This is a genomic window from Amycolatopsis sp. WQ 127309 (genome assembly GCF_023023025.1).
Taxonomy (GTDB): domain Bacteria; phylum Actinomycetota; class Actinomycetes; order Mycobacteriales; family Pseudonocardiaceae; genus Amycolatopsis.
In genome coordinates this window covers 6,807,765-6,822,469 of the sequence record NZ_CP095481.1, presented here as the reverse complement: position 1 = coordinate 6,822,469, position 14,705 = coordinate 6,807,765, and the positions used below count along the sequence as shown (strand labels likewise).

15 protein-coding genes are annotated in these 14,705 nt (G+C 74.1%); 8 read left to right on the top strand and 7 right to left on the bottom strand.

Features of this window, described 5'->3' with window-relative positions; genetic code table 11:
* Positions 1–39: 39 nt before the first annotated feature.
* From MUY22_RS31000 to MUY22_RS30990, 3 genes are read left to right on the top strand one after another with little or no spacing between them, the layout of a single operon-like run.
* Complete coding sequence (locus MUY22_RS31000; RefSeq protein WP_247050469.1) at positions 40–855, top strand: bifunctional 2-polyprenyl-6-hydroxyphenol methylase/3-demethylubiquinol 3-O-methyltransferase UbiG; 816 nt, start codon at positions 40–42, stop codon at positions 853–855.
* A 48-nt stretch (positions 856–903) separates the two neighbouring features.
* Positions 904–2,388 (top strand): MFS transporter, encoded by a 1,485-nt coding sequence (locus MUY22_RS30995; RefSeq protein WP_247050467.1) that lies wholly within the window; start codon positions 904–906, stop codon positions 2,386–2,388.
* Positions 2,389–2,390: 2 nt separating this feature from the next.
* Positions 2,391–2,948, top strand: coding sequence for a TetR/AcrR family transcriptional regulator (locus MUY22_RS30990; protein WP_247050466.1), 558 nt, complete (start codon positions 2,391–2,393; stop codon positions 2,946–2,948).
* A 185-nt stretch (positions 2,949–3,133) separates the two neighbouring features.
* On the opposite strand, the gene MUY22_RS30985 is transcribed toward MUY22_RS30990, so the two are convergent.
* Complete coding sequence (locus tag MUY22_RS30985; RefSeq protein ID WP_247050465.1) at positions 3,134–3,931, bottom strand: FkbM family methyltransferase; 798 nt, start codon at positions 3,929–3,931, stop codon at positions 3,134–3,136.
* A gap of 154 nt (positions 3,932–4,085) precedes the next feature.
* Here MUY22_RS30985 and MUY22_RS30980 point away from each other — a divergent pair, with 154 nt between their 5' ends.
* A complete protein-coding gene (locus MUY22_RS30980) occupies positions 4,086–5,162 on the top strand; it encodes a DUF2235 domain-containing protein (RefSeq protein ID WP_247050464.1) in 1,077 nt (358 codons plus the stop codon).
* On the opposite strand, the gene mftD is transcribed toward MUY22_RS30980, so the two are convergent.
* From mftD to mftE, 4 genes are all read right to left on the bottom strand, one after another.
* The gene (gene mftD, locus MUY22_RS30975; protein WP_247050463.1) at positions 5,163–6,338 is read right to left on the bottom strand and encodes a pre-mycofactocin synthase MftD; all 1,176 of its coding nucleotides are present in this window, start codon (positions 6,336–6,338) and stop codon (positions 5,163–5,165) included.
* The gene (mftF, locus tag MUY22_RS30970; RefSeq protein WP_247050462.1) at positions 6,335–7,765 is read right to left on the bottom strand and encodes a mycofactocin biosynthesis glycosyltransferase MftF; all 1,431 of its coding nucleotides are present in this window, start codon (positions 7,763–7,765) and stop codon (positions 6,335–6,337) included. The genes mftD and mftF overlap by 4 nt, the downstream gene beginning before the upstream one ends.
* Positions 7,762–8,547, bottom strand: a complete 786-nt coding sequence (locus tag MUY22_RS30965; RefSeq protein ID WP_247050461.1) for a mycofactocin-coupled SDR family oxidoreductase — start codon at positions 8,545–8,547, stop codon at positions 7,762–7,764. Before MUY22_RS30965 ends, mftF begins: the two co-directional genes overlap by 4 nt.
* A 61-nt stretch (positions 8,548–8,608) precedes the next feature.
* Complete coding sequence (gene mftE / locus MUY22_RS30960) at positions 8,609–9,298, bottom strand: mycofactocin biosynthesis peptidyl-dipeptidase MftE (RefSeq protein ID WP_247050460.1); 690 nt, start codon at positions 9,296–9,298, stop codon at positions 8,609–8,611.
* A 92-nt stretch (positions 9,299–9,390) separates the two neighbouring features.
* On the opposite strand from mftE, the gene mftR reads away from it, so the two are divergent.
* Positions 9,391–10,020 carry a mycofactocin system transcriptional regulator gene (gene mftR, locus MUY22_RS30955; protein WP_247050459.1) on the top strand — a complete coding sequence of 210 codons (630 nt, stop codon included), beginning with the start codon at positions 9,391–9,393 and terminating at the stop codon, positions 10,018–10,020.
* On the opposite strand, the gene MUY22_RS30950 is transcribed toward mftR, so the two are convergent.
* Positions 10,006–10,680, bottom strand: coding sequence for a GntR family transcriptional regulator (locus MUY22_RS30950; protein WP_247050458.1), 675 nt, complete (start codon positions 10,678–10,680; stop codon positions 10,006–10,008). The genes mftR and MUY22_RS30950 overlap by 15 nt on opposite strands.
* Before the next feature lie 79 nt (positions 10,681–10,759).
* A complete protein-coding gene (locus tag MUY22_RS30945; RefSeq protein WP_247050456.1) occupies positions 10,760–11,353 on the bottom strand; it encodes a hypothetical protein in 594 nt (197 codons plus the stop codon).
* Between the two features lie 264 nt (positions 11,354–11,617).
* Between MUY22_RS30945 and MUY22_RS30940 the strand changes: the two genes are divergently transcribed.
* From MUY22_RS30940 to MUY22_RS30930, 3 genes are read left to right on the top strand one after another with little or no spacing between them, the layout of a single operon-like run.
* Positions 11,618–12,577 (top strand): helix-turn-helix transcriptional regulator, encoded by a 960-nt coding sequence (locus MUY22_RS30940; RefSeq protein WP_247050454.1) that lies wholly within the window; start codon positions 11,618–11,620, stop codon positions 12,575–12,577.
* A 45-nt stretch (positions 12,578–12,622) separates the two neighbouring features.
* Positions 12,623–13,516, top strand: coding sequence for a polysaccharide deacetylase (locus tag MUY22_RS30935; protein ID WP_371827506.1), 894 nt, complete (start codon positions 12,623–12,625; stop codon positions 13,514–13,516).
* Positions 13,513–14,655, top strand: coding sequence for a M20 family metallopeptidase (locus MUY22_RS30930; RefSeq protein ID WP_247050451.1), 1,143 nt, complete (start codon positions 13,513–13,515; stop codon positions 14,653–14,655). The genes MUY22_RS30935 and MUY22_RS30930 overlap by 4 nt, the downstream gene beginning before the upstream one ends.
* Positions 14,656–14,705: the final 50 nt, after the last annotated feature.

Here is a 14,705-nt window from a genome sequence, read left to right as displayed (position 1 = left end):
GCCGATCACGGCGGCCGCCGCCGCGACGCAGACTCGATCATGCGCACGACCCCACTTGACCAGGCGAAACGACTCGTCCGGCACACCGAAGAACTCGTCCACCGGTCCCTGGCGACCCTCGGCGCCACGCAGTCGCAGCGCCGGATCGCGGCCGACGCCCAGGACTACTGGCACCAGCCCGCCGGCGACCGGTGGCGCGCGAACTCCCACTGGCGCGACGCCCCGGTCTTCCAGGAGAACGACCTCTGGTCGGCGATCGGCCGCGACCACCTGGAGCTGTTCGAACGCGGCGCCCGGATGACCGGCTTCACCCGGTCGTGGGACCGGATCGTCGACTGGGGCTGCGGTGGCGGTGCCAACGCCGTCGCGTTCGCCCCGCGCGCCGAGCACTACATCGGCGTCGACATCTCCGGCGAGACGCTGAAGGAGTGCGAGCGCGAGGTCGCCGACGCGTGCGCGACGCCGTTCACGCCGGTCTCGATCGACGTCGACGAGCCGGAGGCGGCGCTGCGGCAGATCACCGAGCCGTGCGACGTCTTCCTGAGCTTCTACGTCTTCGAGCTGATCCCCACGCCCGAGTACGGCGAGCGCCTGCTGCGCATCGCGGCCCGGCTGCTCGCGCCCGGCGGCCTGGCACTGATCCAGATCAAGTACGACCCGGGCAGCTGGCGGACCCGGCCGCGGCGGCGGAACTACCGCTCGGGGCTCGCGGAGATGACGACCTACCCGATCGCGGCGTTCTGGGAGCTCGCCGAGCGGTGCGGGCTCAAGCCCGAGACCGTCCAGCTGGTGCCGCACAACGCGCTCGACCGGCACTACGCGTACTTCTTCCTGTCCAAGCCCGGCGCGGTGTGACCGGTCTGACCCGGCTCACTGTACCGTCCAGCCGGTACAGTAACTGGCATGACCACGTACGCGCCCACCTCCGCACCGTTGAGCCACCGCCGCCGCTGGGCCGCGCTGAGCGTGCTGGTCGGCGCCGTGCTGCTGCTCGCCGTCGACGGGACGGTGCTCTACCTCGCCGTGCCGTCACTGACCCGCGAGCTCTCCCCCAGCGCCACCGAGATCCTCTGGATCGGCGACGTCTACTCGCTCGCGCTGGCCGGCCTGCTCGTCACCGCGGGCAACCTCGCCGACCGGTTCGGCCGCAAGAAGGTGCTGCTCATCGGCACCGCGGCGTTCGGGGTGGCGTCCACGCTGGCCGCCTTCTCCCCCACCGCGGGCGTGCTCGTCGCCGCGCGGCTGCTGCTCGGGATCGCGGCGGCGACGATCATGCCGTCGACGCTGTCGATCATCCGCACCCTGTTCACCGACGCCCGCGAGCGCACCCGCGCCATCGCGATCTGGTCGGCGGGCTCCGGTGGCGGCATCGCGCTCGGCCCGCTCGTCGGCGGCGTGCTGCTGGAGCACTACTGGTGGGGTTCGGTGTTCCTGATCAACGTGCCGATCGTCGTCGTCTTCCTCATCGCCGGCGCGTGGCTGCTGCCCGAGTCGCGTGACCCGAACCCGGGCCGCTTCGACCTGCTCTCGGCCGCGTTGTCGATGGCCGCGATCGTGCCGCTGGTCTACGCGGTCAAGCACGCCATCGGTTCGGGCGTCGACGCGCAGGTCGTGCTGACGGCCGTGATCGGGCTGGTTTCGGGTGTGCTGTTCGTGCGCCGTCAGCGCCGGGTGGCCGACCCGCTGATCGACGTGACGCTGTTCCGCAACGGCGCCTTCAGCGGCGCGGTGGTGGCGAACTTCGTCGCGGTCTTCGCGCTGATGGGCCTGCTGTTCTTCTTCTCGCAGTACCTGCAGCTGGTCCGCGGGTTCAGCCCGCTGCAGGCCGGGCTCGCGGAGATGCCCGCGACGCTGGCCTCGATCGTGGTCGTGGCCGCCGTCGGCGTGGTCGTCACGCGGCTCGGCCGGGGCCGCGCGGTCGCCGTCAGCCTGGCGGTCACGGCCGTCGGGCTGCTGCTGGTCGCCGTCACCGAGCAGGCGCCGCAGTACATCTGGCTGGGCCTGACGCTGGTGCCGGTCGGGCTCGGCGTCGGGCTGGCGCTGACGCTGACCGTCGACTCGGTGCTGTCGGCCGTCCCGCGGGACAAGGCGGGCTCGGCGTCGGCGATCTCCGAAACCGCGTACGAACTGGGTGCGGCGCTGGGCATCGCGCTCCTCGGCTCGCTCGTGACGCTCGTCTACCGCGGCCTGCTGCCGCCGGCGGTGGCGCCCGAGGTCCGGGAGTCGCTGGCGGCCGCGGTGACCGTGCTCGACCCGGCGTCCCCGGTGGCCGAGAGCGCCCGGCAGGCGTTCACCGGCGCCATGCAGGTGACGTCGGTCGCGGCGGCCGTCGTCACCGCCGTCGCCGCGCTGATCGCCTGGCGTACGATCCCGTCCGGAAAGGACTGACGATGCCTCGCAAAGCCGGGCGCAGCCCCGAAGAAACGCGCCGGGCCCTGCTCGACGCGGCCGGGAGGACGATCCGCGCCCGCGGGGTCTCCGCGTCGCTGGACGACATCGCCCGGCAGGCGGGGGTCTCGAAAGGCGGGCTGCTGTACCACTTCCCGGCCAAGGACGCCCTGGTGCGCGCGCTCGCCCAGGACCTGCTCGACGCGTTCCGGGCGGAGGTCTCCGCCGCGCTGGACCCGGCGGACACCGCGCCGGGCCGGCTGACCCGCGCGTACGTCCGGGCGTCGCTGGACACGTCCCAGGACGAGGTCGCGATCCGGGAGAACATCGCGCTGATCGCCCAGCTGATCTCGATCCCCGAGGTCGCCGAGCTGGCCCGCGCGGACGCCGGGCGGTGGGACGCGGACCTGCACGCGGACGGCCTGCCGCCCGACGTGGTGACCCTGGTCGTCGCGGCCGCGGACGGCGCGAGCACGGCGCCGCTGTGGGGCGTCGGCATCGACGTGCCCGCCGCCCGACGGCTGGAACGGCAACTGCTGGACCTGACCCGCGAACCGTGATCCTTCGTCCATACCGGACAGGGCTCCGCGTCGGCACAGCCCCGACCTTTGAGGGGCGGCACGCGATGCGCCCCAATGTGGCGTTGGGTGCGTTGAACGCACCCAACGCCACATTGGGGCGCATCACACCTCGGCACAGCAACCTCAAGAGCCCCTGCCGCCACCTTCGTCCGCCGACGGCGCGGCTAACGAACCGCGAACACCATCCCGATGTCCGCCGCCTCCTGCACCGGATCCTGCTCCGCGCTCACCGTGAAACCCTTACCCGCGAACACCTCCCGGATCGTGTCCCGGTGGCGCCGCCAGCCTTCGACCTCCACCACCGCCTGCCGCACCAACGGCCAGTGCCGGTCCTCGATGCCGCGCAAGACGTCCAGCTCCGCTCCCTCGACGTCCACCTTCAGCAGGTCGATGCGGTCGATGGCCTGCTCGTCGAGAACCGCAGACAACGGCCGTACGCGGACGCGGTGCGTCTCCAGCTCGCGCATCACCCGCAGCTTGCGGCCGACGATTCCGCGCAGCACCGGCGCCGGGACGCGACGGGCCGTGGCACCCAGGCCGCCCCGGCGGATCATCTCGACGATGCTGGCCGTGACGCGCTTGCGCTCGGCCTCGACGTTTCCCGCGTCCCGCAAGGAGGACGAGAAGATCGTCGCGGCCGGGAAGTAGCTGAAGTCCAGCTCGTCCTCGGCCGAGGACAGCCCGAACGGCAGCGCGGTCAGCCGGCCGCCGAAGAACTCGCGGGCGTTGCGCTCCAGCGTCTCGTGGAGCGGTGGCAACGGCTCGAAGGCGAAGATCCGCACGTCGCCGTCCAGGCGCTCGTAGACGGCCGCCGAGAAGACGCCGACGTTGGCGCCGACGTCGAGGACCGTGGCGCCGGGTGCGAACTCGATGCCGTGGGCGAAGTAGCCGGCCACCTCTTCGCGCAGGAACGACACTTCCCACGGGTTGATGCTGTGCAGGGCGATCGCGTCCATCGTCATCCGCGAAGGATTACCAGTCCCGGGGGCCGGTGGTCCAGACCCGGACGTCGGGAACGGCCGGCCGCGGCTACGCCATCCGGGTGAGGTGTCCGATTCCGCGTAACCCGGCCTTCGCTCCTGCGACCCGTTGGGGGAAGCTCCGGAGAGGGGTGCCATGAAACGTCTCGTGATCTGCTGCGACGGCACGTGGAACACGCCGGACCAGACTTCCGGCGGAACGCCGACCCCCACGAACGTCACGAAGCTGGCCTTGGCCGTCGCCGGCGAGGCCGACGGCGTCCCCCAGCGCCTGTACTACCACCGCGGTGTCGGGTCCTACGGCCGGGCGCGGCTGCGCGGCGGCGCGTTCGGGGTCGGCGTGGCCCACGACGTGCTCCGCGCGTACCGGTTCGTCGTGGAGAACTACGAGCCGGACGACGAGATCTTCCTGTTCGGCTTCAGCCGCGGCGCCTACACCGCGCGCAGCGTCGCCGGGCTGATCCGGAACGCCGGCGTCCTCAAGCCGGCGGCCGTCGAGCGGCTCGACGACGCGTACGCGCTGTACCGCGCGCGGTCGATCAAGCCGCGGGACATCGAGTCGGAGCTGTTCCGGCGGTCCTACAGCCACGAAGACACCCGGATCCGGTTCATCGGCGTCTGGGACACGGTGGGCGCGCTCGGGATCCCCACGCTCGGGCCGAAGTTCCTGATGGACCGGATCAACCGGCGGTTCGCCTTCCACGACACCGAGCTGAGCAGCCGCGTCGACGTCGCGATGCACGCCGTCGCGATCGACGAGCGGCGCAAGGCCTTCCGGCCGGCCCTGTGGACGCGGCACGACGACGCCGGCGACCAGGTGGTCGAGCAGGTCTGGTTCTCCGGGGTGCACAGCGACGTCGGCGGCGGTTACCCGGACTCGTCCCTGGCGGACGTCGCCCTCCTCTGGCTGGCGGGCCGCGCGGCGGAGCACGGCCTGGGCCTGCGGAACGGCGCGTTCACGACCGAAGCCGGGTGGGGCGTCGAGAACCTCCCCGTGGTGCACGCGAACCCCCTCGGCGAGATCCACGAGTCGCGCAAGGGGATCTACCGCCTGCAGCGCCCCCTGGCGCGGTTTCGCCTCGACCTCCGCGAAGCCGTCGCCATGTCCGTCGCGTCGAGCGCGACCCGGCGGCGGCGCGACGCCGGCGCCGGGTACTGCCCGCCCGGGTTCGACGAACTCGCCGAGGTCGTCCCCGAGACCGACGTCGGGTGATCAGCCGACGGCGACGCCGAGATCGGCCTCGAACCCCGTGGGCACCAGCACGTCCGACCGGGTGAGGTCGTGCACGCTCCGCTTGCCCAGCGCCAGCAGCGTCGAGTCGATGCCGCCCCGAAGCACGTCGAGGACGTTCTCGACGCCCGCCTGGCCGTCCGCGGCCAGGCCCCACAGGTACGCGCGGCCGATCAGCACCGCGCGAGCGCCGAGGGCCAGGGCCTTCACGACGTCGCTGCCGCGGCGGATTCCGCCGTCCAGCAGGATTTCCACCCGGTCGCCGACCGCCTCGGCGATCGCCGGGAGCGCGCGGATCGTCGCCGGGGTGCCGTCGAGGTTGTTGCCGCCGTGGTTGGACACCGAGATCGCGCTGACGCCCGCGTCCACCGCGCGGCGGGCCTCGTCGACCCGGATGACGCCCTTGAGCAGGAACGGGCCGTCCCACTGCGAGCGCAGCCAGGCGACGTCCTCCCACGACGGCGGCGGCGTCTGCATCCACTGGCCGTACGCGCCGAAGAACGTCGGCGACGGCTCGCCCGGCTGGGCCATGTTCGGCACGCCGAGGTCCGGCAGTGCGCGGGTGCGCACGTAGCCGAGCAGCCAGCGCGGGTGCGTCAGGCCCTCCGGCGCGAAGCGCAGCAGCTCGCGGACGGTGAGCCGTTCCGGGATGTGCGGGCTGCCCCAGTCGCGGCTGTGCGAGAACGACCAGTCCAGGGTCAGGATGATGCCGACGGCCCCGGCCGCGCGGGCGCGCTCGAGACGGCGGCGGATGTCCTCGCGGGTGCCGGTCCAGTAAACCTGGAAGTAGGTGTTCGGGTTGGCCGCGACGACTTCCTCGATCGGCTTGCTGCCGAACGAGCTGAGCCCGATGGACGTCCCGCGCGCGGCGGCGGCGCGGGCCACGGCCACCTCGCCGTCCGGGTGCACCGCCTGCACCCCGGTCGGGGAGATCAGCACCGGCAGCGCGACGTCGCGGCCGAGCACGTGCGTGCTCAGGTCGCGCTCGCCGAAGTGCCCGGCGGTGCGCGGCGCGAACCGCAGCTCGTCGAACGCGCCGAGGTTGTCTTTGAGGGTCAGGCCTCGTTCGGAACCGGCGATCAAGGCGGAGTAGACGGAACCGGGGAGACGCTTCTTCGCGCGTCGCTGGGCTTCGGCGACGGACTCGAACCAGGTCATCGTGTTCCCTTCGGGTCGATCTCGAGCGGGCGCCGCACGACGGCCGGGCGGACCGGCACCGTGGTGCGCTGCGCCAGGCAGCCGGCCCAGACGCCGGCGCCGTACGCGATGTCGTCGGCGATCGCGGCCGCGGTGTAGCGGACGGGATCGAGCTCCGGCCGCCGCTGCGCCCACGCGGTCAGCGGGGGGCCCAGCAGCAGCGAAGCGACGGCGGCGCGGCGGCTCCAGCGCCGCCGCCCGCCGGGGACCAGCAGCGCGGCGAGGAGTGGGGCCGCGAACTGGGTGCCGTAGCGGCCGCACCCGAGCCAGGTCTGCCGGACGGCGGTGGCCATCGCGCGCACGACCCCGGCGTCCGGGACGTCGTGGGCGCGCAGGAGGCGGACCGTGCTGCCCACCGAGCCGCCGAACGCGAGCGCGGCGAGCGCCGGCCGGCGGGCCAGCAGCGCACCGACGGTCAGCGCGGGCCAGGGGTGCAAAGCCAAGGGCGCCAGCGCTTTCGGGTGCCGCAGCGCGAGCGGTGCGGCGGACGTGCCGTAGCGCGCCCGGCGGCCCAGCAGGTCGCGCCAGGTCTCCGGTTCGTGGTGGTCGACGGCGACGTCCGGGGCGTAGCGGACGCGGAAGCCGGCCTCGTGCAGGCGCCAGACGAGGTCGACGTCCTCGCCGACACGCAACGCCGGGTCGAACACCGCGCCGTCGACCGCGACCGACGTCAGCGCGCTGCGGCGGACCACGAGCGCGGCGGTCGGCACGTACGACACCCGCGTGCCCGGCGCGACCCGCGCGGGCCGGTCGCCGAGGTCGAGGCTGCCCGCGGCGCGGGTGTAGCGGCCGGCCCAGCTGTCGAGGGCCAGTGCGCGGACGCGGGGGGCGACGGCGGCGAGCAGCGGATCGGCGAAGTGGGTCGCGAGGCGGTCGGCCCAGCCGTCGGCCGGGACGCAGTCGCTGTCCAGGAAGGCGATCAGCTCGGTGCCGACGTGGTCCAGCGCGGTGTTGCGCGCGGCGCCCGGGCCGCCGTTGACGTCCCGGCGCACGAGCTTCGCGCCGTGCGCGGCGGCCACGGCCGCGACGGCGGCGGGGTCGTCGGAGCCGTCGTCGACGACGAGCACGGGGTGCTTCCGGTCGAGCTCGGCCAGGCAGCGGCCGAGCAGCTCGGCGCGGTCGCGGACCGGGACGACGACGGTGACGTCCGCGGGTGCGCCGGGCGCCGGCGGCACGGGATGGGCGAGACCGGCGTCGGTGAGGCGGCGGGCGAGCGTGCCGGTGGCGGCGGTGGTGACCGGGCCGTCGCCGAGGTCCTGCCACGCTCTGCGTCCGGCCCCGGTCAGCCGCAGCACGCGGGCCGGGGAGCCGCCGAACCAGAGGCCGTCGGCGAGTTCGCGGGTGTCCGGGTCCAGCGCGATGCGGAACCCGGGCGGCAAGGGCGTCACAAGGCCAGGCCTCCGTCCACCGGCACGACCGCGCCGGTCATCGCGCCGCTGTCCGGCCCGGCGAGGAACGCCAGCACGGCGGCGACTTCCGCCGGGTCGAGGAGCCGGCCGGCGGGCTGCTGATCGGCGAACGCGGCCGCCTCGGGCAGGTCGTAGAGCCGGGCGCTCTCAGCGAGGATCGGGGTGTCGGTCGAGCCGGGGCTGACGGCGTTGGCGGTGACGCCGGTGCGGCCCAGCTCGGCACCGAGCGCGCGGATCAGCCCGGCGACGCCGGCCTTCGCGGCGCAGTAGGCCGCGAGCATCGGCAGGCCGCGGGTCGCGGCGGCCGAGGCGACGGCGAGAAAGCGGCCGGCGCGCGGTTCGGGCCGGCGCAGCAGCGCGGGCACGGCGGCCCGGGCCAGGTGGATGACGCCGTTCAGGTTGACCTCGAGGACGGCCTTTTCCCGTGCCTCCGGGACTTCCCAGAGCGGCACGCCCCCGGCGATCACGCCCGCGGCGGCGATCGCGACGTCGAGCCCGCCCCAGCGGCGTTCGGCCTCGGCCACGGCGGCGGCCAGGGCGCCGGGGTCGCGGACGTCGGCGACGAAGGCCGTGGCGTTGTCCCCCGCCTTCGCGACGACGGCGGCCAGCTCGGCCGCGGTGCCCATGGGGTAAGGAAGAGCCGGATCGTCGACGGTGACGTCGACGGCGAGGACGGCGTAACCCTGTTCGGCCAGCCGAAGGACGGTCGCGGCGCCGATCCCGCGCGCCGCGCCGGTGACGAGGGCAGTGCGCGGGGTCATGCCGCCACCGCGCCTCGGGTCGGGTGTCCACAGGGGACACCAGCGCCGCATGCAGGCGCCGTCATGCGAACACCGCCGGATGCCAAGCGTCCACATGGGACACCAATGCTCCGGTCAAGAGCGCCAGCAGCTCCCGGCCCTCTTCCGCCGTCGCCGAGGTCGGGTCGCCCAGTACCCCGGTCGCCGTCACCGCGCGGACGCCGCCTTCGCGCAGCAGCGGCAGCACCTCTCCCAGCGGCCGCGTGTCCCCCGCGACCGCGCGGTTCATCCGGACCCCACTCGGCCGCAAGGCCAGCTGCAGCGCCGTTTCCGGGCGGCCGGCGTGCGGATCGCCGGGCCAGCGCGGCTGGAAGACCTCGACGTCGCGCGACTCCGCCCGCAGGCGGGCGACGGCCCGGGCGACCGGGCCCGCGTTGCCGCCGTGGGCGGAGACGAACAGCAGCCGGCCGAACGTCCCGGCCGCCGAGCGGCCCAGCTCGGCCAGCAGCAGCTCGGTCGCCTCCTGGCCGATCGACAGCGTCCCGGCGAAGCCCGCGTGCTCGCCGCTCGAGCCGTACGCGACCGCCGGGGCCACCAGGACGTCCGGGCGTGCGGCCGCGAGCCCGTCGCACAGGGCCTGGGCGATGTCGGTGTCGGTGGTCAGCGGCAGGTGCGGGCCGTGCTGCTCGGTCGCGCCGACCGGCACGGCCAGGATCGCCCCGGCCGCCGCGCGCTCGGCGACGTCCGGCCAGGACAGTTCCGCGAGCCGCATGGTCGACCTCTTTTCGGCACCCTGTGACGAATATCAGGCAGAGTAATGTCACCCAGTGTCAGAAACAAGCCTCACGAAGGAACGGCACCCGGATGACCGCACCGCCCCCCGCTGTCCGCCGCGGCCGCCCACCGGGCACCAGCGCCCGTGAGCTGGAGGTCATCGCCCTGCGGCTGTTCACCGAACGGGGCTTCCACGAGACGACGGTCGACGAGATCGCCGCGACCGCCGGGGTCAGCCGCCGGACGTTCTTCCGGTACTACGACGCCAAGTCGGACGTCCTGTGGAACGAGTTCGACACCGAGGTCGAGACGATCCGGAAGCTGCTCGCCGACGCGCCCGCCGGCCTGCCCGTGATGGACGCCGTCCGCGCGGCCGTGCTGGCCGCGAACCACTACCGCGCCGAGGACGTCCCCGAGCTGCGCAAGCGGATGAGCCTGCTCAGCTCGGTGCCCGAGCTGGCCGCGAGCGCGGCGATCCACTACGACGCCTGGGAACGCGCGGTCAGCGCGTACGTCGGCACGCGGACCGGCCAGCCCGCGGACTCGCTGTACCCGCTGGCGGTGGGCCGGGCGGTGCTGGCGGCGTGCCGCGCGGCCTACGAACGCTGGTCGGCCCGGGCCGACGCGGACCTGACGGTCTACCTGGACGCGGCGCTCCGGGCCCTGACCGCGGGCTTCGCGGACGCGGCGCTCACGGCCGAGCCGTCACCGGCCGGCTGAGCCGCCCTTGCCGGTGAGGATGTCGAACGCGTGCCGGCGGTGGGCGGCGAACAGCGCCAGCGCGGCCTCGCGGTCACCGGCGCGCAGCGCGGCGGCCAGCTGCCGGTGCTCCTCCGGGATCGCCGCGAGGTAACCGTCGGCCTCGACGCCGACGCGCGTCAGCAGGAACAGGTGCACCTGCGAGCGAATGGCCTCCCACGCTTCGAGCAGGCGCCGGTGCCCCGCGGCGGCGTACACGGCGTCGTGGAAGGCGATGTCGCAGCGGACCATCTCGTGCTCGTCCGCGGCGCGCGCCATCCGCCCCACGGCCGTGTCGACCGCCGCCAGCCCCTCGGCCGGCGCGCGCTCGATCACCAGCGCGACGGCGAGCTGCTCGAGGGCCGCCCGCAGCGTGTCGAGCTCGGCGACGTCGGGCTCGGTCAGGGCCGTCACGGTCGCGCCGCGGTGCCACTCGCTGCGCGCCAGGCCTTCTCGTTCGAGCCGCAGGAGGGCCTCCCGCACCGGCCCCCGGCTGACGCCCAGCGCGGCGGACAGCTCCACCTCCCGCAGCTGGCTGCCGGGCGGGTAGGCGCCGTCGAAGATGGCGTCCCGGATCCGGTCGGCGACCTCGTCGGCCAGCCCCCGCCGTCGCGCGGGCACCACCCGGCCGGGTTCGCTCATCGCTGTCCTTCCTCCAGGCTTGTCCCAAAGTTAACATCGCCGGCCCGGCAGACCGTGCGCGACGGCTCAGGTCGGCCGCTCAGAGGTCCGAAGCGCGCCGGAAAGCCCGGCCGAGCAGCAGGACGGCGGCGAGCCCGAGCAGCCAGCCCAGCAGGAAACCGACGGTCAACGGCCACGGCGCCGAGGTCCGCCACCAGTGGTAGCCCGCGGACAGCAGCCCGGCGGCCAGGCTGAGGAAACCGACCCCCTCGAACGCCAGCCTGGTCGGGTGCAGGAAGTTCCAGCCGGTGACGCTGAACCAGCCGCGGGTCGTGGGCGCGGCCAGCGCCGACGTCCGCCACGACTCCCACCGGACCTGCCCGCCGAGCCGCTGCGCCAGCGACTCGCGAACGTAGCGGCGGATCAGCTTGATGTGGAAGTCGTGCAGGATGTACCGGCTGCCGAGCAGGTACGACGCGAACGGGACGAGCAGCAGCAGGGCGAAGGTCGAGGACGAGATCGCCACGCTGGAGATCGCGCCCGCCGACGCCAGCTGCAGGGCGAACACGTTCCACTGGATCGTCGAGCGCCGCTCGGTCTCGGTCCGGAGCGCGTTGTACTCGGCGAGCAGGATCTGGGTGCGGGCCGCCGGATCGACCTCGCCGTCCGGTGGGGGTTCGCCGGGCTGCGCCATGCGACCAGGATCGCACGGCAGGCATCCGGACACCGCCCGTTCGAGCATCGCCGGCCCCTGGTCACCGGGCGTGCCCGCAGCCCTCCCCCAGCCGGCTGCGGGCACGTCCCGTCGAGCAGAACCTGCCAGCGCCGCGCGAGCGGGTCAACGGGCCCGAAAACGTTTCGCGCCCGGCCGAAACGTCGCCCGGCGGGAATGCCGGGCGCCCCGGCGGAAACCGCGTCCGACCAGCGCTATTCTCGCCGGGAAGGGGGTGCGCCCGGCATGTTGGAAATTCACTTCACGGACGCGGACCTGGCGAAGCTGACCATCGCCGAGGACGCCGACCCGATGTGGGAGCTGCTGATGAGCAGCTACCGGATCCGGCGACCCGAGGGTGAGCCCTTCTTCGGCCGGTGGCGCCGGGGGTCACGCTCCGCGGTCCCCGAGTCCGGGCGGCTGCTCATGGCCGCCGTGCCGCCGTACGGCTACTGCCCGGACTTCCTCACCCCGCCCGGCGCCCGCACGGTCGGCGACGGCATCGCCGCCATGCTCGAAACCCCGCCACGGGTCCTGGCCGCCGACGTCGCCGAGCTCGCCGCGCAGGGGACCCGCGTCCCGCCGTGGCTGCGCCGCCTCGGTGACGGCGAACCGCGCGAGCTGCGCCGGCTGGGCACGGCGCTGCACGACTACTACCGCCAGTGCCTCGCCCCGGACTGGCCGGCGGTCCGCCGCACCGTCGCGCGCGAGCGCCGCCGGCTGCAGTCCGGCCTTGATCGCGGCGGGCCTCAGCTGCTGCTCTCGACGCTGCACCCGGACATCGCGTGGAACCCGCCGGTGCTCCGCGTCCGCTTCCCGGTCGACCAGACGCTCCACCTGGCCGGCCGCGGCCTCCGGCTGCTCCCGACGTTCTTCGCCCACGGCATGCCGACGACGTACAAGGACCCGGGGCTGCCGCCGTCGCTCGTCTACTCGATCGGCCACACGACCCTGGACAGCGACGCCGAGCCCGGCCCGTCGCTGGCCGCGCTGCTCGGCCGGACCCGCGCCCGCGTCCTCATGACGGTGGCGATCACCCGCTGCAACACGAGCGAGCTGGCGGAGCTGACGGACATCGCTCTGGCCACGGCCAGCCAGCACGCGTCGGTCCTGCGGGCGAGCGGGCTGATCACCAGCACCCGGGCGGGCAAGTCGCAGATTCACGAGATCACCCCGCTGGGCCTGGGCGTGATCCGCGCCGGGTGACTCTTCCGGCCCTTGCCCTCGACGTTTCCCCGCGGTCAAGATGCGGTGGTGGAGAACGACCAACCCTGGCGGTGGGACGAATCGACGTGGCGCGGGCACGTCGAGCACGTCCGGGCGGGCCGCTCGCTGCGGCCCGCGTCGTGGCCCGGCGGCGCGAAGGTGGCGGTGGCGTTGTCGTTCGACTCCGACCACGAGACGCCCGCGTTGCGCGACGGCGACGTGCTGCCCGGCAAGCTGGCGCAGGGCGAGTACGGCGCGCGCGTCGGCGTGCCGCGGTTGCTGCGCCTGCTCGAGCGGTACTCCGCGCCGGCGTCGTTCTTCGTGCCCGCGGTCTCGGCGTTGCTGCACGACGGCGAAGTGCAGTCCTATGTGGACCACGGGCACGAGGTCGCGCTGCACGGCTGGATCCACGAACGCAACACCGCCCTCACCGGGGCCGAGGAGCGTGACCTCGCCTTTCGCGCCGCCGACGTCCTGGAGCGGCTCGCGGGCACCCGGCCGGCCGGCATCCGGACGCCGTCGTGGGACTTCTCCGCGCACACCCTGGCCATCACCCGCGAGCTGGGCCTGCGGTACGACTCGTCGCTGATGGCCGACGACGACTGCTACGAGCTCCTCGAACACGGCGAGCCCACCGGCGTCGTCGAGCTGCCGGTGGAGTGGATCCGCGACGACGCGCCGTACTTCATGATGGACCGGTTCGCCGCCCTGCGGCCCTACACGCCACCGCGCGGGGTGCTTTCGATCTGGCGCGACGAGTTCGACGCGGCCTACGCCGACGGCGGCCTGTTCCAGCTCACCATGCACCCGCACATCATCGGGCACCGCTCGCGGATCGCGATCCTCACCGAGCTGCTCGACCACATCACCGGCCACGACGGCGTCTGGTTCGCCACCCACGCCCAGGTCGTCGGCCACGTCCTCGGGGAGCGGCCGTGACGATCCCGCACGAGTGGGTGCGCGCCCACCGCGACGAGCTGCTGGCCGACGTCGCCGCTTACGTCGGCATCGAGACTCCCAGCGACGACAAGGAAAGCCTCGCCCGGGGACTGTCCTGGGTGGACGGCTGGCTGCGCGACCGGCTGGGCCCGCCCGCGTCGGTGCGCGACGTCGACGGCGGTGTCCACGGCGACGTCAAGGTCTACGACTTCGCCGGCGCCGGCACGCCGGTTCTGGTGCTGGCCCACTACGACACGGTGTGGCCGCTCGGGACGCTCGCGGACTGGCCGTTCACGGTGGACGGCGACCGCGCGACCGGGCCGGGGATCTTCGACATGAAGTCGGGCCTGGTGCACGCGGTGTGGGCACTGCGCGCGCTCGACGCCGCCGGGCTCCCCCGCCCGGCCGTCCGGCTGGTCCTCAACGGCGACGAGGAGATCGGCAGCCCGGCGTCCCGGCCGGTGATCGAGGAGGCCGCGGCGGGCACCCGCGCGACGCTGGTGTTCGAGGCGAGCGCGGACGGCGCGGTGAAGACCGCGCGCAAGGGCGTCGGCCTGTTCCGCGTGCGCGCCACCGGCGTCGAGTCCCACGCCGGGCTGGACCCGGCGAAGGGCGCGAGCGCGATCGACGAGCTGGCCCGGGCGGTCCTGGCCCTGCACGCGCTGGCCGACCCGGCCGCCGGGACGACGGTCAACGTCGGCGTGATCTCCGGCGGGACCAGGCAGAACGTGATCGCGGGCGCGGCGTCCGGCGAGGTCGACGTGCGCGTGTCGAGCGCGGCGGAGGCGTCCCGCGTCGACGCGGGCCTGGCGGCGCTCACGGCCCACGACCCCCGCGCGACGCTCGTGGTGGAGGGCGGCTGGAACCGCCCGGTGATGGAGCGTTCCCCGGCGACCGCGGAGCTGTACCACCTGGCCCGCGCGACGGCGGCGGAGCTGGGCGTCACGTTGGAAGAGTGCTCGGTGGGCGGAGCCAGCGACGGCAACTTCGTGGCGGCGCTGGGCCACCCGGTCCTGGACGGCTTCGGCGCGGTCGGCGACGGCGCCCACGCACGGCACGAGCACATCAGCGTCGAGGGGATGCTGGAACGAACAGCCTTGGCGGCCGCCGTCCTGCACCGCCTCGGCGAAAGCCGCTGACCCCAGGCGGTCCGGCGGACCAGGCCAAGTCCGTGAATGCCACATTGAGA